12 protein-coding genes and 1 pseudogene are annotated in these 18551 nt (G+C 72.3%); 7 read left to right on the top strand and 6 right to left on the bottom strand.

Annotation, left to right across the window (positions count from 1 at the left end; genetic code table 11):
- Positions 1-70: 70 nt before the first annotated feature.
- A complete protein-coding gene (locus tag AB0M54_RS20405) occupies positions 71-1048 on the bottom strand; it encodes a LacI family DNA-binding transcriptional regulator (protein ID WP_364473061.1) in 978 nt (325 codons plus the stop codon).
- A gap of 273 nt (positions 1049-1321) precedes the next feature.
- Here AB0M54_RS20405 and AB0M54_RS20400 point away from each other — a divergent pair, with 273 nt between their 5' ends.
- The 5 genes from AB0M54_RS20400 (at position 1322) to AB0M54_RS20380 (ending at position 11368) form a co-directional block, all read left to right on the top strand.
- Positions 1322-2722, top strand: coding sequence for a DUF2252 domain-containing protein (locus AB0M54_RS20400; protein WP_364473059.1), 1401 nt, complete (start codon positions 1322-1324; stop codon positions 2720-2722).
- Positions 2719-3129 (top strand): pyridoxamine 5'-phosphate oxidase family protein, encoded by a 411-nt coding sequence (locus tag AB0M54_RS20395; RefSeq protein WP_364326142.1) that lies wholly within the window; start codon positions 2719-2721, stop codon positions 3127-3129. The genes AB0M54_RS20400 and AB0M54_RS20395 overlap by 4 nt, the downstream gene beginning before the upstream one ends.
- Before the next feature lie 64 nt (positions 3130-3193).
- Positions 3194-3844: a pirin-like C-terminal cupin domain-containing protein gene (locus AB0M54_RS20390; protein ID WP_364473268.1), complete on the top strand. Its 651-nt coding sequence runs from the start codon at positions 3194-3196 to the stop codon at positions 3842-3844.
- Positions 3845-3934: 90 nt separating this feature from the next.
- Positions 3935-4372, top strand: a complete 438-nt coding sequence (locus AB0M54_RS20385; RefSeq protein ID WP_364473057.1) for a hypothetical protein — start codon at positions 3935-3937, stop codon at positions 4370-4372.
- A 1047-nt stretch (positions 4373-5419) separates the two neighbouring features.
- A complete protein-coding gene (locus tag AB0M54_RS20380) occupies positions 5420-11368 on the top strand; it encodes a hypothetical protein (RefSeq protein ID WP_364473055.1) in 5949 nt (1982 codons plus the stop codon).
- On the opposite strand, the gene AB0M54_RS20375 is transcribed toward AB0M54_RS20380, so the two are convergent.
- From AB0M54_RS20375 to AB0M54_RS20360, 4 genes and pseudogenes are all read right to left on the bottom strand, one after another.
- Positions 11316-12365 (bottom strand): GGDEF domain-containing protein, encoded by a 1050-nt coding sequence (locus tag AB0M54_RS20375; protein WP_364326150.1) that lies wholly within the window; start codon positions 12363-12365, stop codon positions 11316-11318. The two genes, AB0M54_RS20380 and AB0M54_RS20375, sit on opposite strands and share 53 nt — an antisense overlap.
- A gap of 66 nt (positions 12366-12431) precedes the next feature.
- Positions 12432-13616, bottom strand: coding sequence for an ABC transporter permease (locus AB0M54_RS20370; protein WP_364326153.1), 1185 nt, complete (start codon positions 13614-13616; stop codon positions 12432-12434).
- Positions 13617-13618: 2 nt separating this feature from the next.
- A pseudogene (locus AB0M54_RS20365) lies at positions 13619-14296 on the bottom strand (ABC transporter ATP-binding protein); the annotation flags it as partial.
- A gap of 28 nt (positions 14297-14324) precedes the next feature.
- Positions 14325-15665: an efflux RND transporter periplasmic adaptor subunit gene (locus AB0M54_RS20360; protein WP_364326156.1), complete on the bottom strand. Its 1341-nt coding sequence runs from the start codon at positions 15663-15665 to the stop codon at positions 14325-14327.
- Positions 15666-15890: 225 nt separating this feature from the next.
- Between AB0M54_RS20360 and AB0M54_RS20355 the strand changes: the two genes are divergently transcribed.
- Positions 15891-16100, top strand: coding sequence for a hypothetical protein (locus AB0M54_RS20355; protein ID WP_364326158.1), 210 nt, complete (start codon positions 15891-15893; stop codon positions 16098-16100).
- A 57-nt stretch (positions 16101-16157) separates the two neighbouring features.
- Here the strand turns inward: AB0M54_RS20355 and AB0M54_RS20350 are convergent, their stop codons facing one another.
- Positions 16158-16880, bottom strand: a complete 723-nt coding sequence (locus tag AB0M54_RS20350) for a L,D-transpeptidase family protein (RefSeq protein ID WP_364473053.1) — start codon at positions 16878-16880, stop codon at positions 16158-16160.
- Positions 16881-17127: 247 nt separating this feature from the next.
- Between AB0M54_RS20350 and AB0M54_RS20345 the strand changes: the two genes are divergently transcribed.
- Positions 17128-18495, top strand: a complete 1368-nt coding sequence (locus AB0M54_RS20345) for an ABC transporter substrate-binding protein (RefSeq protein WP_364326163.1) — start codon at positions 17128-17130, stop codon at positions 18493-18495.
- Positions 18496-18551 lie beyond the last annotated feature (56 nt).

The following is an 18551-nucleotide window of genomic DNA, read 5'->3' as shown; positions in this document are numbered from 1 at the left end:
TGTGAACGCTAACAATCCATCGTGTCAACGGCTGTCGGCAACATTCAGGACACGACGGTTTTACTTTGCTTTATCTGCGGACGCTGTTGCGCACCACCAGTTCCGGCTCCACCACGATCTGTCCGGGCGCGGCGTCGGCATCGGCCATCTGAGCGAGCAGCAGATCGAGGCCGGCCAGCGCCACGGCCGCGAAATCCGGGCGGACCGTGGTCAGCGGCGGGATCAGGAACGCCGCCTCGGGCACGTCGTCGAAACCGACCACGCTGACGTCCTCGGGCACCCGCCGGCCCCGCTCGTAGAGCGCCCGCAGCAGGCCCAGGGCCAGGTGGTCGTTGGCCGTGAAAACCGCCGTGACCTCGGGCATCCGGGCCAGCATCTGCCCCGCCGCATAGCCCGCGGCGGCCGACCAGTCGGCCTGCACCGGCGGCGGCACCTCGGCCCCCGCCGCCTGGAGGGTGCGCCGCCAGCCCTCGATCCGGCCGGCCGCGTCGTACCAGTCGGGCGGGCCGGAGACGTGCCAGACCGTGCGGTGACCGGCGTCCAGCAGGTGTTGGGTGGCGGCCCGGGCCCCGGCCACCTGATCGACCGTGACCAGCCCATGGGCCCGGTTCGGGTCGCCGTCGATGGTCACCACCGGCACGCCCGCGGGCAGCGCGGCCAGCCCCTCGCCGGCCGAGGCGGTCGGCGCGATCACCACCAGCCCCGCCACGCGCTGATCGAGGTGACGGTCGACCGCCGCCGCCACCGATTCCCGGTCGAGCCTGACCACGCTGGCCACGCTCACCGCGAAGCCGGCCTCGGCCGCGGCCTGCTCGAAGGCCGCCAGCAGCGACGCCGGGCCGAACAGCGTGCTGTTCAGCGTGACCACGCCGAGCAGCTGGGAACGGCCGGTGACCAGCGTGCGGGCCGCCCGGTTGGGCCGGTAGCCCAGCTCGGCGATGGCCGCGCGCACGCGCAGCCGGGTCTGCTCCTTCACGTTCGGGTGATCGTTCAGCACCCGCGACACGGTCTGGTGCGAAACCCCCGCCAGCCGCGCGACGTCGGTCATAGCCGGGCCACGGGACCCCCTGATGTCCACCAACGCACCCTCAACCCCTCAAGAAAGGCCTGGAGAAGAGACTAACGCCGGGCCGGTCCCGTGACCCGTTGCCTCATGTTAGCGATAACACGGCCGGGGTCAAGACTCTATTGTTTCCGGTCGTCACTTTGCCACCGCCTCCGGTCCACGCTTTGCCGCCGCCTCTGGTTCACGCGTGGCGCGCTTCCCGTTCATGCGCGGCGTCGCCTCCGGTTCATGCGCGATCCGTAGAGTTACGGCACGATGAACACCGTGCTCGACTCGGGCCCCGACGAAGGATTCGCCTCGCTGCGCCGGCCCGGCCGGCCCCGCAAGGAGCGGTACGAACTCGGCCGGTCCCTCCGCGAACGCGCGCATCGCTCGGAGATGGCCTTCTGGACCCCGCCGGCCGACCGCGCCGGCGTGCTCGTCCACCTCGCCGAGGCACACACCGGCCGGGTGTCCTGGCTGATCCCGGTGCGGATCGGCCGGATGGTGGCGTCGCCCTACGCGTTCCTGCGGGGCTCGGCCAACGTCATGGCCGACGACTTCGCGGCGCTGCCGCGTACCGGCATCAATCCCGTGATCTGCGGTGACGCCCACCTCGGGAACTTCGGGTTCTACGCCTCACCCGAGCGCGAGCTGGTCTTCGACCTGAACGACTTCGACGAGGCGCACCCCGGCGCGTGGGAGTGGGACCTGCGCCGGCTGGTGGTCAGCGTGCACGTGGCCGGGCGGCAGAACGGATTCCGGGAAAGCGCCTGCGCCGAGGCCGTGCGACATTGCGTGGCCGAGTACCGCGAGCAGATCGGCCACCTCGCCGAACAGCCGCTGCTGGCCCGGTCGTTCGAACAGCTCGACGTGGATCGGCTGCGGCAGGCGGCGACCGGCTCGAACTTCAAGGACTCGGTCTCCCGCGCCGCCCGGCGGGCCCGGCGGCGTACCTCGGACCGGGCTCTGCCCCGCTTCACCGAGCCCTTCCACGGGACGGCCCGGCTCATCGAGGAGCCGCCGCTGATCACCCGATTGTCGCCGGCGGACCGCGACCTGGTCGGCGAGGCCCTCGACGGATACCTGAACACGCTGCCGCCGCACTGGGCACGCATCCTGGCCGGCTACCGGATCGTCGACATCGCGCACAAGGTCGTCGGGGTCGGCTCGGTCGGCCTGCGCGCCTACGTCGCGCTGTGCGAGGGCAGCAGCCCCGACGACGTGGTGTTCCTGCAGCTCAAGCAGGCGCGACGCTCGGTGGTGGCTCGCCACGTGCACGGTGACTCGGCGTGGCACCGGCACCAGGGACAGCGTGTGGTCGAATATCAGCAGGCGTTGCAGACGGTCAGCGACCCCCTGCTCGGCTGGACGACGGTCGGCGAGCGCCAGTACTACGTACGGCAGTTCCGCGACATGAAGGGCGCGATCGTGGTGGACGACCTCAGCGCGGGCGCGCTGTCCGACTACGCCGGCATCTGCGGCTACCTGCTGGCCAAGAGCCACGCCCGGACCAGCGGCGCGTCGATGATCGCCGGGTACGTGGGCAGCAGCGACAAGCTCGACGAGGCGCTCTCCCGGTTCGCGCGAACCTACGCCGACCAGGTCGAGAGCGACCACGAGACCCTGGTGTCCGCGGTCCGCCGCGGCCTCCTGCCCACATCGGGGGCGGCGTGAGCGGCGTCGTACCCCTCTCCTCACCGGCACTGCAGACCTTCTGGACCGAGCGTCACCTCTGCACGTTCACCACGCTGCGTGCCGACGGTTCCCCTCACGTGGTGGCGGTCGGGGCGACGCTCTCCTTCGAGGACGGCCTGGCCCGGGTGATCAGCTCGTCGTCCTCCGCGCACGTCAGGCACATCCTGGCCGGGGCCAATCGGGTGGCGATCTGCCAGGTGGACGGGGCGCGGTGGAGCACCGTCGAGGGCAAGGCGTCGATCCTGTCCTCCGTCGATGCGGTCACGCTGGCCGAGAATCTTTACGCGGCGCGCTATCGGGTGCCGCGACCCAACCCCTCGCGCGTCGCCATCGTCGTCGAGGTGACTCGGGTGCTCGGCGCCAATTCGCTGCTGAAGACCGATTAGGCCGCGCTTCTCGAGACGGCGGGATTCGCGGGATAGCGTGCAGGGGTGAGCAACCTGCAGGCGGATCCGGCCGGGCCGGCTCAACCTGATGACGGCCGGCCGCGGCATCTCGCATTCCGAGGAGACGCCGACGGTCAACTCCGGCGTGCTCCAGGGCGTACAGCTATGGGTTGCCCTGCCCGACGCGGCCCGCGCCCGGCCGCCCGCCTTCGCCCACCACGCGGATCTCCCGGTCTTCACCGCCGGCGGCCTGCGCGCGACCGTGATCATGGGCGAGCTCGGCGACGCGGTCTCGCCGGCCACGACGTTCAGCCCGCTGACCAGCGCGGAGATCACCGCGGCGGCCGGCGCTGAGGGGGTGGTCCCGCTGCGTGCCGATTTCGAGTACGCGGTGCTCACCCTCGACGGCGCCGCCATGATCGACGGGCAGGAGCTGAAACCTGGGCCGCTGCTGTACGTGGGCGAGGGCCGCACGTCCCTGCGCATCGCGGCCGGTCCGGCCACCCGGGTGCTGCTGCTCGGCGGCGAACCGTTCACGGAATCGCTGGTCATGTGGTGGAACTTCGTCGCCCGCACCCACGACGAGGTGCTCGAGGCCCGCGCGGCGTGGGAGTCGGGGTCACTCTTCGGCGAGGTTCACGGGTACGAGGGACCGCCCCTGCCCGCGCCACCGATGCCGATCACCCGGCTGGTTCCCCGCGGCCGGATCCGCTGACCCACGTCCCACATCGCACAAAGTCCGCTTGACGGGCCTGGAAGAGGGGCGGATCGTCGAGGTATCCCGCACTTCTGCCTGGAGCAGATCGTGACCATCGTCGACATCGGCCGACTAGCCCTCATCATCGCCGCACCGACCCTCATCGGGGCCACGGTGCTCTTCGCGCCGCGCTGGTGCGCCTCCGTGGCCGACCGGTGGCGGGCCCGGCGTCCCGCGGACCCCCAGCCGATCGGCCCGCCGATCGAGCAACTGGCCTGTGACCTGCGCCGACTGCTCCGCCTGCATGGAGAGCTGACCGCGTCGGCCCACCTGGCCATGAGGGCACACCGCTTGTGGGCGGTCGAGGCGGCGATCTCGGTGCGCGCGGTGGAGGCGGCGCGGGCTCTGGGCCTACCCCATCCCGAACCCGAGCCACCCGCCACCCTGAACCGGACCGAACTGGGCACGATCCTGCACGACCTGGCCGACGCGGGCCTGGTGCTACCGGCAAAGGTCGGCCCCTTCATCGGCGACGGGCGTTATTAGCGTCGATCCGACCCGCTTGGCCCGCGGCTCGTCGGGCTCAGTCAGCTCGGCCGCGAACCATCCGGCCCTGAGCGATCAACCTCGCCCGCGGCGCCCGCCGGAACTACCTCGGTCGGGTCGCGGCCTCGACGGACGTGACCTCGGAAGAGAGTGAACGGTGGCGAGGTGCACCTCGCCACCGTTCGGGACCCGGTCGGCGGACTTACGTGCGGGGGCGGCGGCCGCCGGCCGGGTAGTTCATGGTCTGCAGGGTCCAGGCATCGATGCCGCGCAGTGCCTTGCGGAAGCCCGCGCGAACTGCGCCGATGTCGAGACGCGGCATATCGTGTTCCTCTCACCAGTGATCGACCCGATCGGCAGGACGCCGACCAGGCGCGGTTGCCCGAAGGTGGGCCCTATGCGGCGACCGGCCTCGGCTCGCGGCCATCCGGCCAACGGCCCAGCTCGTCGCAACGCACCCTGCGCCTCGTCCAGGACCGGGCGCTCGCGAGGCGCCACACGCAGGGGCGGTGACACTGCACCGCCGCCGGGCCGGACACCCGGGCCGGCACCGCGTCGTGCCGACCGGGCGAGTTCCGTCATCCACGGTGCCAGGCCAAAGCCCAAGATCCGCGCGGCGGCGACGTGTCCTTCACCACCGCCGTGCCACAGGTGGCCCATCGCTGTCACGGAAGGTTTCCGGTTGCCTGAGCTGGGCTTTAAGAATTGCTTAAGCCGATCAGTTTTTCTGCCGTCCGTTCAACACGCCGGAAATGGTCACCGTCTGCGCATTCACAAGATCGGAGCGTACTTTTTGCAGGTAGGGTTGAACCGGACGGCCGGGTGACACGTACTGTCCGTCGAGGGGTGCCCTCCCGGGCGCCCACGTAGCGGACCCCACGGCCCGGTGAAGCGCTTCCTGCCAGGTGGCGCACACTGCGCAAGTGCGGTTAACGTTCCACATCGGCCGCGCGCGGGGGCGTCGCGACCGACGGACACGGCTCGGTCAGGACGGGGGACGACGATGCGCCACCGGTGTTTCACCATCGTCGCCCATTCGGGGTCGGCATGAGTTACGAGGACGACGAATACTGGGACGGCGAGTACACGGACAATTCCCCGGTCGCCTATGTGGAGAACTCCGCGACCGCGCCCGACCGTTACCCGCCGGCGAATTCCCCCGGCCGTCGCCCCCGCCGCCCCGCCCAGGTCAAGACGTCCAGCCGGAACGGCGATCCCGAGCCAACCCCCATTGATCTTGATGTACGCCCACCCGACGAGCTCGCCGCCCGCCGCCGCAACAAGCGGACCAAGGCGCCGCAACGTCCCGCCGAGCCCCCGCCGCAGCAGGGCCTGTCGAAGCCCGGCACCAAGGGCGGCGACTTCGACAGCACCCGGCCGGACTGGCTGAACGACCCCGACTTCGTACCCACCGACACCTCGGTGCCCGACCCGTCACTCGGCGACATCGTCGACTTCAACCGCCCCGAGTTCGGCGCCGACTTCGACAACCCCGAATACCACGGCCCCGACGTCGGCACCCGCGCCGTCCGCCCCCGGCGCGATCCCGAGATCATCGACTATGTCGACGACGACTACGACGACGACGCCTACCTGGCCGACCTCGCCCGCGCCCGCACGGACCAGGGCGCCGGCCGCGACACCGATTTCTCCGACGGCCGCAGCACCTACAAGGGCGACCACCCCACGCGCGCTCAAGACCTCGATGACGGGTACGGGTACGACGACCGCTACCGCCCCGACGACCGCTACCGCGAGGCCGGCCCCCGCCGCCCCGCCGACGACCGTTACTCCCGCGACGACCGCTACCGCCCCGGCGACCGAGCCCCCGACCGCCGCCGCGATGCCCTCCCCCGCGACGACTACGACCGCGGCGGCCGCCCCGACCGCTCGTACGACCCCCGCCGCGACTCCCGCCCCACCTCCCCGGCCCGTGGTGACGACCCTCGGCCCACGTCCCCGGTCCGTGGCAACGACCCTCGGCCCACCTCCCCGGCCCGTGACAACGACCCGCGCCGCGACTCCCGCGTGGCCCGTACCGACCCCCGCCTCGACCCGCGCGGGCCCCGGCCCGACCGCGACGACGCCCGCCGCGGGCCGTACCGCGACGACCGCGAGGTGGCCCGCCGCGACCAGCGCACCCCAGGCCCGGAACGCGACCCGCGCATCCCAGGCCGCGCCCCACGCCCGGACCGCGACTCGCGCCTCCCCGGTTCCGAACGCGACCCACGCGTCGCCGCCGGCCTCGACCCGCGCATCGCCGGCCCGAACCGCGACCCGCGCCCCGACCGCGACCCGCGTCTCACCGACGCCGATCGCGATCCCCGTGTCGCCGGCACAGACCGTCGCATGCCGCGCGACGACCGCCCCGACCCCCGAGTCGCCGGCGCGGCCCGCGTCGACCCGCGCGCCGGTGGCCCCGACCAGCAGATCCGCCCCCGCCCCGACCAGGACCCACGCCGCCGGCGGGTGGCCATCGACGGCCCCGACGACGTCGACATCGCCGCTCCCATCGACGGCCGCAGCACCGCCCGCGACCGCTTCGGACGTCCCGCCCCCGCCGAGTACGTCAACGACTACGAGATGCCCGCGGAGCCGGTCCGTGGCCGGGCGGTCATCGACGGCACCGTCGTCGACCGCAGCGACGCCCCTCCCGCCCCTCCCGCCCCTCCCGCCCCTTCAGCCCCTCCAGCCCCCGACGGCCGCGAGGTCCTCGAGGGCGAGATCATGCCGATCCGCGCCCAGCGCAGCCGCATCACCGTCGACGGCATGGACGAATCCGTCTTCGAGGGCCAGTACCACCCCGAGGACCACCCCGACCAGCGCCGCCACGCCCCCCGCCGCCCTGCCCCGCCCCGTCCCGCGCCGCCCCGCCCCGCGCCGCCGGTCGCCGGCCGCGCCCAGGTCCCGGTCCCACCCGCCGGCCTGGACCCGCAGGACCGCCCGGTGTCGGCCAGTCCGTACTCCGAAGACACCCGCCCCACCTCCGGCAGCGGCGCGGTCGGCCGGGCCCGCCCGATCGCCCCCGACGACGCCCGCCCCGAACCCGGGAGCGGCGCCTCAGGCCGCGCTCGCCCGGCCGCGCCGGATGACGCAGGCCGGACCGGCCGCGCTCGCCCGGCCGCGCCGGATGAGCCGGCAGAGCACCTCGGCCAGGGCGTCTCCGACGACGCCCGCGCGGCGGCCGATGCTTGGCGCTACCCCGACGCCGACCAGTACCAGGAGCCCGACCCTTCCGAGGTCGACGGCGAGGGCCCACGCGTACTCCACAAGACACCGCCCCCGACCAAGCCCCGGGTCCTCCACAAGGCGACGCCGCCCGCGCCGCCCCGCGTACTCAAGAAGGCCGAGCCACCGGCCCAGCCGCGGGTGGTGAACAGCGCCCCGCCGAGCGCTCCCGCACGCGCGGTCCCGCCGGCGCCGCCCACCGAACCGCCGGCCCACACCTCCGAACCCCAGGACACGGCCCCGCAGACGACCCGTCGGCCTGATCCGCAGACGTACCCCTCGCCCGCCTCCGAGCCCTACGGCCAGCGGAGACCTGCCTCCGGGCGCCCCGGCACTCCGGCGCCGACGCCGCAGGGCTTCGAGCCCGCCGCGCAAGCACCGGCACACCACCGCCCGGAGCAGACCCCGCCCGCGAACTGGGGCCCCGACGAAACGTCACCCGCCGACACCCTCGCCACGCCGGCAACTCCCGGGCAGCGTCCCCAGCCGACTTCGCAGGCGCGGGGCGCTCAAGCCGCGCCGAGCCGCAAACCTGAACAGATGCGGCCGGCAGCGGACGGCCAGGCCGTGGCGAGCCACCGGCCCGAGCCGATGCGCCCAAGCCCTGACGGCCAGGCCTCGGCGAGCTACCGGCCCGTGCCAACGCCGCCGTCACCCATGACGCAGTGGCCGGAGCAGGCACCGGGCGCGCAGTCTTCCTTGCCTCCGCAGGCTCCTCCGGCACGCCGTCCCGCGCCCGCCGGTCAGCCTCCGGCCGCTTTTCACGGCGGACCCCACGCCGCACCGCCTCAGGGCGGACCCCACGCCGCACCGCCTCAGGGCGGACCCCACGCCGCACCGCCCCACGGAGGACCCCACGCCGCGCCGCCCCACGGCCGGCCCCAGGCTGCAGCGCCTCAGGGCGGGCCCCAGGCCGTAGCGCCCCAGGGCCGGCCCCCAGCCGCGCCGGCGCAGGACCAGCCGCCGGCGGAGGGAAAGCGCCGCTTCCCCTGGAGCCGCAACAAGAACGGCGGCAAGCAGAAGAACCAGTCCAAGCAGCAGCCGCAGAACGTCACCCCTCCGCCGGGAGTTGGCGCCGACCAGCAGTGGCAGTCCGATCCGGAGCAGCCTTGGGGTGCGTCGCCGCAGCAGGCTGCTGGGCGGCAGGCATGGCCCGGCTCGGACCAGATCGCGCCGGGTGCGGCGCAGGACCCGTGGGCTGCTCCGGCCCAGCCGTGGAACGACTCTCAGCAGCCCGACCCGGCTGCGATCCACGACGATGACGCTTGGCTGTCCCAATTGCGCGGCGGCGACGATTGGTCGTCCGATCCGCAAGCCGATCAGCGCGACGACCAGGCGTGGCCCGCCGACGCCCAGCCGGGCGCACACCAGGAGCCTTGGGACGCCCAGCCAAGTCCGGCGCCAAACACTCTCCCGGACACCCAGCATTCCTGGGACGCCCAGCCCGCCGCGCAACAACCCTGGGACACCCAGCCGGACGCACAACACCAGGCATGGGATCCGCAGCCGAACGCAGAACAGGCGTGGAACCGGCAGCCGGACGCGCAACAACCAGCACCGGAAGCCGAATCCGGCCAGGCAGCAGCGCAAGCGTGGCGTGACCAACCCGCCCAGGCGCCTCGGCAGCCGCAGCCGGGCCACGGGGCACCGCAGGCTTGGGATGCCGAGTCCGGCCAGGCTGTCCGGCAGCCTTGGGACACCCAAGCCGGCCAGACCGACACTCAGCAATGGGACGGTCAGCGCGACCAGCAGCAATCGAGTAAAGCCCAGGCCGGGCTGGATCGCCGGGAGTCGCGGGGCGTTCAGCCGAGCCAGCCGCCGTGGGACGCGCAGGCGGGGGCGGGACAGCAGTCGGTGCCTGGCGCGGGGGTCGGGCCGGGTCAGGAGACCGAGTCGCTGGTTCCGCCGCAGATGCGGCCGGGTGGGCCGTTGCCTACGCGGGGGCCGGGGCAGTCGCTGGATGGTCCGCAGAGCTGGAACGGTTTCGGCGGGCAGGAAGGCGGCGTAGCCGAGGCGGAAACTCACGACCCCGCTCAGCAGCAAGGCCGGCCGGCCGATCGGACACAGCCGCTGGCACGGCAGAGCGGTCAGGCTCAAGCGCCTGCCCAGCAAGCGGATAGCCTGCAAGGACCGCGACACGGCGCCGTCACACAGGGCACAGCCACACCAGTGGGCGCGGAAGGCATCGCGCCGCAGCAGGTGGACGGCCTGCAAGGACCGCGGCACGTCGACGCGCCTCAAACACCTGCGCCACGGCACGGCGGTGTTGTGCCCCAGGGGCCGGCACCGCGGCACGGTGGCGCACCGCAAGGGCCGGCGCCCCGGCATGGTGGAACGCCTGCCGGGCCTGTGCCGCGGCATGGTGCGCCGCAAGCTCAGCCTGAGGTCTGGCGTGACACCGCCGCGGAAGAGGCTCCGGGCTGGAACGAGACAACGCCCCCGCACGGCGCGCCTCCGGCGGCTCCGGAGCGGGAGACCGACGTCCGCGGGTCGGCGCAAGAAGTCGACGGCGCATCGCCGCCGTCGAGCCGGAAGGTTCCTGCTGGGCCGGACAGCCGCAACGTGGTGCCGGCCGGGGAACGGCCGGCGCCGCCGACGCCGGTCACCGCGCCCATCGGCCGGCTGGTGATCGCGGGCCCCGACGCGGAGCGGAAGTATGTCGACGCCGACCTGAAGGTCGACTGGTTCGGCAAGGGTGGCCCGGCCGAGGCCGACGGCAACGGCAACAAGGCCGAAGAGGCCCAGGTTCAAGAGGCCCAGGTTCAAGAGGGCAAGGTCGAAGAAGCCAAGGCCCCGGAGAAGCCCGCGCCGGTCGCCGGGGCTGACGGTGTGGTCATCGACCTGGACATCAGCGGCCTCTTCGACGGGCGGGGCGTGACCGCCGGGCAGGCCATGATCGTTGCCCGCGAGTTACGGGAGCAGAACGAGAAGGCCGCCCGGGACGAGCCCGAGAACCCTGCGGAAGCAGAGGACCGGGCGGAGGAGAAGGCCGAGGACCAGGCCGCGGGCCAGAAGCCGGCCGCAAGCCAGGAAGCCGCCGCAGGCCAGAAGCTGGCCGAGGAAAAGGCCGAGGCAGAAGCCGAGACACGAGCCGAGGTGAAAGCCGAGGCAGCCCCCGAGGTGAAGACGAACGGCGTCCCCACGGCCGCGGATCTGGACTCGATCCGGTGGCGGCTGGACGGCGGGACGCTTCGCGAGGTGGTCGACAACCGGGAAGGGCTGCAGCGGCTGGGTGAGCAGCTCGACGGCCCGCTCGCCGCCGAGCAGGACGATGCCACCAAGGCGGGGCTGCTCAGTGTCCGGGCCGAGGTTTATCGGTTGCTCGGCGAGTTAGGGATGGCCGCCGCGGCCAGCCGGCTGGCTCTGGCCCACGCCGAGCGCGCCGGTGATGCCCGGGCCCTGGTGATCGCCCAGGCCGAGCTGGCGCACACGTTGCGGTTGCGGGGGGACTTCGTCGAGGCGGACCGGCTGTTCGAGCAGGCCGCCAGTTCCGAGACGCCGGAGCCGCTGCGCGCCGTGGTGCATGAGAACGCGGGGCGGAGCGCCTTCGATCAGGGGCGGCACATGGAGGCCCTGGATCATTTCGCGCGGGCCGTGCGGCTGGGCGACGAGGACGACATGGATCTGGCCGAGCGGGTCGGTGTGAGCCTGGAGGCGGTCTACATCCACGTGCTCCGGGACGGTTGGGGCCCCTATCCGCGCATGCGGCGGGAGATCATCGACCCGGCGCTGCTGGGGCCGGATCAGGAGCCGGCGCCGGAGGCGTGAAACCGGGCATCGTCGCCACGGCCACCCGGCCCCGGCCGCCGCTCTTGGCGCTGTAGAGGGCCGTGTCGGAGGCCCGGACCAGGTCTTCGACGTCCAGGGCGTGCTCGGGCAGGGCGGCCACGCCGATGCTCAGGCCGGGCGGGCCGGAGCGCAGCGTGGTGTCCTGGGCGACGATCTCCTGGAGGCGGGTGACCGCGCGCAGCGCCGCGGGCTGGTCGCCGCGCAGCAGCATGACGAACTCGTCGCCGCCGAACCGGGCCACCACGTCGTCGGGCGACGCGACCTCCCGCATCGCGCCGGCCACGAGCTGCAGGGCGGCGTCGCCGGCGGCGTGGCCGTACGTGTCGTTGATGCCTTTGAAGTGGTCGAGGTCGATCGTGATGACCGCGAGGGGCGCCGACCGGCCGGCCGCGGCGAGCGCGTCGTCGAAGGCGCGGCGGTTGGCCAGGCCGGTGAGCGGGTCGGCGAAGGCCTGGTCCTCGAGCTTGCGGCGCAGCTGGTCGGCGCGGTCGCGGAGGCTGTAGACGACGACCGCGGTCATGATCAGCGCGATGGTCATGGCGATCCAGTCGGCGAACGCGTTCTCCGCCCGCAGGGCCACGATCACGACGCCGGCCTGGCCGGTGCTCACCGCGACCAGGTTGAGGTAGATGACGCGGCGGCTGAGGAAGTTCGCCGCGTACAGCACCGGCCACAGGTAGAAGAGCTGGGAGCCGGTGCTGGCGTCCTTGGTCATCAGGTTGAGCCCGGAGATGACCAGGGTGGCGCTCAGCGGCGCCGACCAGTAGAACAGGTCGGGCAGCCGGTGCGGGCGCGACCAGCAGACCCACGCGCCCAGGGCGAGGGCCAGCGCGGTGGTCCCGATGGCGATCAGGATCGGCAGCGCTTGGCCCGGCTGCAGGACGAAACCCGTGAGGAGTACGAAGGGAGCGGCCGCGAACAGGAGGTACGCGACGGATCGCGACGCGCCGTGGCGGTCGCGGATCTCGTACGCCATGGTTCCTCCTCCGGGTTCTCTCCTGGCACAGATCGGCGGAAGGAGCGACCGGTTGAGTGTTGGGCGCTATTCCGTGCGCAGGGCCACTACCGGGTCGAGGCGGCCGGCGCGCTGGGCCGGTACGACGCCGAAGATGATGCCGACCGCCGCCGAGACGCCGAACGCGAGCGCCAGCGCCCACCAGGTGATCGCCGCGGGCACCGGGGACAACCGGTCGACGAGCAGGGCGGCGGTGATGCCGAGGGCCATACCGAGCACACCGCCGATGGTCGTCAGAAGCACCGCTTCCAGGAGGAACTGGACACTGATGTCGCGGGGGCGGGCCCCGACCGCCTTCCGCAGCCCGATCTCTCTGGTCCGCTCGCGCACCGACACCAGCATGATGTTGGAGACGCCGACCCCGCCGACGAGCAGGCTGATGCCGGCGATGGCGGCGAGCACACCGGTCAGCACGCCCAGGATGTCGCCCAGCACGCCCAGGATCTGTTCCTGGGTGACCGCGCTGAAGTCGGTGTCGGGGTGGCGTTTGACCAGGGCGGCGACCACCGAGTCGCCGAGCGCGCCGATGCGTTCCCGGTCGGGCGCCCGGATGGCCAGGCCGTCGATCCGGTCGGTGCCGAGGAGCCGTTGCGCGGCGGTGACGGGCACGTGCACCTCGCTGTCCCGGTCGACGCCGAGGCTCTGGCCCAGGGGCTCGAAGGTGCCGGTGACCCGGAACCGGACGCCGCCGATGGTGATCTGCCGCCCGATCGGGTCGCGGTCGCCGAACAGCGACCGGGCCACGGCCGAGCCGAGCACCGCGACCCGCCGGCCCGTGCTGACGTCGGAGCGGGTGAAGTAGCTGCCGCGGTCGAGCTTGCGGACGAACACGGTCGGCGTGGTCTCCAGGACGCCCTGCATGCTGGCGAAGGCGCTGCGGCTGCCCGCGCGTACCGTCTCGCCGGAGGCGACGGTGACCGCGACGCGCGACCGGTCGCCGACCACCCGGGTGACCGCGTCGACGTCGTCCAGGGTCATCGTCGAGGCGGTGGCCGCCGCGCCCGCCTCGAGCCGGCCGGGCACGACCAGGAGCAGGTTGGAGCCGAGGCCCTCGACCTGCGACTCGATCTGCTGTTTGGTGCCGGTGCCGATGGCCACCAGCGCGACCACGGCCGCGACCCCGATGACCACGCCGAGCATGGTGAGGATGCTGCGCAGCCGGTTGGCCCGCAGGGCGTCGATGGCGACGCGCCAGGCTTCGCCGACTCTCACGAGGCCACGATCTCGCCGTCGCGCATCCGGATCTGCCGCCGGGCCCGCGCGGCCACCCCGCGGTCGTGGGTGACCAGGACGATGGCGACGCCTTCGGCGTTCAGGGACTCGAGCAGCGCGAGTACGGATTCTCCGGTCGCCGTGTCGAGGTTGCCGGTCGGCTCGTCGGCCAGGAGCACCGACGGCCCGGTGACCAGGGCCCGGGCGATCGCCACCCGCTGCTGTTCGCCGCCGGACATCTGGTTGGGCCGGTGCCCGGCGCGGTGCGCGAGCCCGACCCGGTCGAGCATGGCCGCCGCCCGTTCGCGGCGCTCACGCCGGGCCACCCCGCGATAGACCAGCGGCAGCGCCACGTTGTCCTGGGCGGTGGTGCGGGCGAGCAGGTGGAACGACTGGAAGACGAAGCCGATGGTCTCGTTGCGCAGCTTGGCCATCTCGCCCGGCCCGAGCGTGGCGACGTCGCGGCCGCCGATCAGCAGGGTGCCGGAGGTGGGCCGGTCGAGCGCGCCGAGCAGGTGCATCAGGGTGGACTTGCCGGAGCCGGAGGTGCCCACGATGGCCAGGTAGTCGTCGGCCTCGACGGTCAGCGAGACGCCCTTGAGCGCGGTCACCGAGACCCCGTCCAGGTCGTACGTGCGGGCGACCCCGGTGGCGACGATCGCCGGCCCCGCGGCGGTCACGGTCGCATCCCGGCCGAGAAAAAGCAGGTCACGGCAGTTCCTGGCCCGCACGCACCTGGTCGGCGCCGGAGACCACGATCGGCTGCCCGTCGCTCAGGCCGGTCGTCACCTGCACGGTGTCCTCACCCTGCACACCCAGCGTCACCGGCACCCGCTCGGCCTTGCCGTCGCGCACCGCCCACACCGTGGACCGCCCGTCGGCGTCGACCACGGCCGAGGCCGGCACGGTGACCGCGTCGTCGGCCTCGCGCACCCGCAGCCGGACCACCGCGCTCATCCCGGGCCGGGGCGTCGGCGCCGCGCTGCCGTCGTCGAGCGTGCCTTTGCCCAGGTCGAGCCGTACCCGGTAGGACACTCCCCCGCGGGCCGAGGTGGTGGGCAGCTGGTCGATCGAGCGGACCGTGGCCCGGTAGCTCGCGCCGGTCGCCGCGTCAAGCTCGACGGTCGCCTCGCCACCGGCCTTGACCAGCAGGATGTCGGTCTCATCGACCTCGGTGGTGAGGCCGAGCCGGCCGATGTCGACGACCGTGACGATCGCGGTGCCGGCGCTGACCGGGCCGCCCTCGGGGACGGCCGGGTCGGCGCCGGCGGGCGCGGCGGCCGGGGCGGCGGGCAGGCCGCCGGACGCGCCGCCGGTGGTCGCGCCGCCCCCGGACAGCAGGTCGGTGAGCGAGGCGCCGGAGGCCGCGGGCGTTCCGCCGAGCTGGACCACGCCCGCCACCGGCGCGCGGAGGGTCAGCGCGTCGTCGGCCGCGACGGCCAGGTCGTACGCCTGCTTGGCCTGCAGTTGCTGGGCGGCCGAGAGGGCGCCGAGGGCACGGGACAGACCGGCCAGACCCTCCTGTACGGATCGGACCGCCTCGGCCGCGGCCCGGGAGGCGGCCTCGTACTGCTGCTCGGCCGCGTCGATCTGGGCCAGCAGCGCGGCCCGGACCTCGAGGTCGGTGACCTTGCCGGCGGCCGCCCGGGCGGCGTCGAAGGCCTTGCCCGCGCGCTTGTCGGTGGTGGTGCCGACGGTCACGTAGTTGCCGGTGGAGACGGCCGGCGCCGCGTCGAGCGCCCGTTCGGCGTCGGCCAGCCGGTCGGCCACCGCGGGCGAGTCGATGACCGCGAGCACGGTGCCCTTGCCGACCCGCTGGCCGGGCGTGACGCGCAGGTCGGCGAGGGTGCCCTCGGCCGGTGAGGTGACCGTGGCGGCGGCCCGGGCGGTGACCGAGCCGGGGGCCTCGACGATCTCGGCGACCTCGCCGCGGGAGGCCGCGCCGAGGCCGACGCCGGACGGCTCGTCGCCGCACGAGGCGGCGGTCAGCACGGGCAGCAGCAGGGCCGCGATGAGCAGCGCCAACGTGCGCCGGGGGTGGCCATTCACGTCGGCAACTGTAGGACCTGTTCCGGATTCGCCCCAGTCCAGACGCCCCGGAGGCGAATCTGGAACAGGCCTTGATCCGCTCCTACGACAAGATCGCCGGCGTGATACGTCGGCACTGTCGGCTTTCTGCCCCAAGGCTGGACCTTTCGCCGACTACGCGGCGTGCGCCGGCCTGTCACCGTGAGAAGTCTGAACCGCGGGACCGCCCGCGGATAAGGGGGAGACATGCTCCGCGCCGATGAGCTGACCGTCGTGCACCACGACGACACGGTCACCCGGTTCACCGACGTGCGCTACTCGCTGGGCCGACGGGGGCTGCACGTGGTGATGGCGACCGGCGAGGAGATCGTCTTCCCGCAGCACGACGTGTTGACCACGCATGCTCTTTCGGCCGCCATCATCCACAACAGACTCGACTACGCCAAGGCGGCTTGAGCCCAGTTCCCCATTCGCCGCCGGTGGACGCGCCCCGGAAGCGAATGTGGACCAGGCTCAGGTGCCCGGCCGGCGCCCGTACACCTTGACGGTCGTGCCCTTCTTCAGCTTGCCGTAGAGGAACACGGCGTCGGACTTGAGCAGGTTGACGCAGCCGTGCGAGCCACGCCAGCTGTCATGCAGGTAGGTCGTGGTCCGGTGCAGGCCGATCCCGCCGTTGAAGCGCTGCCAGTTGTACATGTTGACCTTGTACTTCTCGGAGTACTCCGGGTTGGCGCGCTGCCCGATCCTGTACGTGCCCTTCGGCGTGGCGTACCGCTTCATGCCGGTCCGCGTCACGGTCGGCTTGAGCAGGTAGCCCCCGCCCTTCTTGAGCACGAAGACCGTCTGGTGCGTGAGGTCAACGCACACCGTGACCTTCGACCTGCTCGCCTTGCAGCTGGACACCTTGGTGCCCGCGAGCCGCTTGGCCACGCCGTGGGTGGTGGGCCCGGCCAGCCCGGACACCGGCTTGATCCCGTACCGGCTCTGGAACTTCTTGATCGCGGCGCAGTCGGACGACGACTGGCGGCCGTCGACGCTGAGCTTTCCGTACCCCAATTGCCTGAGGTATCCCTCGACCTGTTTCTGGTACTTGCCGGTCGAGCACGAGGCCGCGGCGGCCCGTGCCACGACGACGGCGGCCGACGGCGTACGCGCGGCGGCGCTCGCGGCCGGCGACCCGGCCACCAGCAGGCCCGCCCCGATGACGATCGCCGTGGCGATCGCACCGATACGCACGATTGTCCGTTGGACTCCCAATTCGTCCTCCCCAGGAATGCGTGCGGACATCGAAGCACACCGAAGCAGTCGGGTAACTCATCCGGACGACGGAGTCGCAACCGGCCGACGGGCGAAGAATCGTTACGCGGAAGATCCCTGGAAACCGTTGCGTAACCTTCGCGATCCAATTTGACTGTGCGCGGTGAGGCTTCGCTCGGTCACGTAGCGTCAATAGACCGATGCGAACAAGGGAATGAGGAGAGCCATGTCAATAAACTCCGTGGGACCGCGGTGGCGAGCCGCGCTCGCCGGAACGGTCGGTGTCGGGCTGGTTCTCGGCCTGGCCGCCTGTGGTGACGGTGGCGGTGACGACAGCGGGGAGGACACTCCCTCGGCAGCGGCGATCGACTGCGCGCAGTTCAGCAGCTTCGGCGACCTCAAGGGCAAGACGGTCTCCATCTACACCGGCATCATCACGCCGGAGGACAAGCCGCAGATCGACTCGTACAAGCCGTTCGAGCAGTGCACCGGTGTGACCGTGAAGTACGAGGGCGACAAGGCCTTCGAGACCCAGGTCCTGGTGCGGGCCAAGGCCGGCAACCCGCCGGACCTCGCCTACGTGCCGCAGCCCGGCCTGCTGCAGCAGCTGGTGGCGACGGGCAAGGCGGTCGAGGCGCCCAAGCAGGTGTCCGAGAACGTGGACAAGTGGTTCGGCAAGGACTGGCGGGCGTACGGCACGGTCGACGGCAAGCTCTACGCCGCGCCGCTCGGCGCCAACGTGAAGTCGCTGGTCTGGTACTCCCCGTCGGAGTTCCAGGAGAACGGCTACACGGTTCCGACCACGCTGGACGAGCTCAAGGCACTGAGCGACAAGATCGCCGCGACCAAGAAGAAGCCGTGGTGCGCGGGCATCGCCAGCGGTGAGGCGACCGGGTGGCCGGTCACCGACTGGATGGAAGACTTCATGCTCCGGCTCAGCGGGCCGGAGAAGTACGACCAGTGGGTCAAGCACGAGATCCCGTTCAACGGCCCGGACGCGACCGCGGCGCTGGACGGCGTCGGGGCGTACCTGAAGAACCCGGCCTACGTGAACGGCGGCTACGGCGACGTCAAGAGCATCGCCACCACCACGTTCCAGGACGGTGGCCTGACCATTCCGGACGGCACCTGTTCGCTGCACCGCCAGGCGAACTTCTACGCGGCCAACTGGGACAAGGACACCAAGGTGGCGCAGGACGGCGACGTCTTCGCGTTCTACCTGCCCGGCAAGGACGCCAGCAGCAAGCCGGTCCTCGGCGGTGGCGAGTTCGTGCTGTCGTTCGCCAACCGGCCCGAGGTCCAGGCGTTCCAGACCTACCTGTCCACCGACACGTGGGCGAACGCCAAGGCCAAGCTCTCCCAGGGCTGGGTCAGCGCCAACAAGGGTCTGGATGTGAACAACCTGAGCAGCCCGATCGACAAGCTGTCGGCCGGAATCCTGCAGGATCCGAAGGCGGTCTTCCGCTTCGACGGTTCCGACCAGATGCCGGCCGCGGTGGGCTCGAACGCCTTCTGGAAGCAGTCGACCAACTGGATCACCGGCCAGGACACCCAGACGACCTTGGGCAACATCGAAAAGGCCTGGCCCAAGTGATCTGATCGGATGATCTAGGTCACACAGAGATCAAGTAACTTCGGACCGGCCGGGGC

Source organism: Actinoplanes sp. NPDC051470 (genome assembly GCF_040682035.1).
GTDB lineage: Bacteria > Actinomycetota > Actinomycetes > Mycobacteriales > Micromonosporaceae > Actinoplanes.
This window is presented reverse-complemented; position numbering and strand designations above follow the sequence as displayed.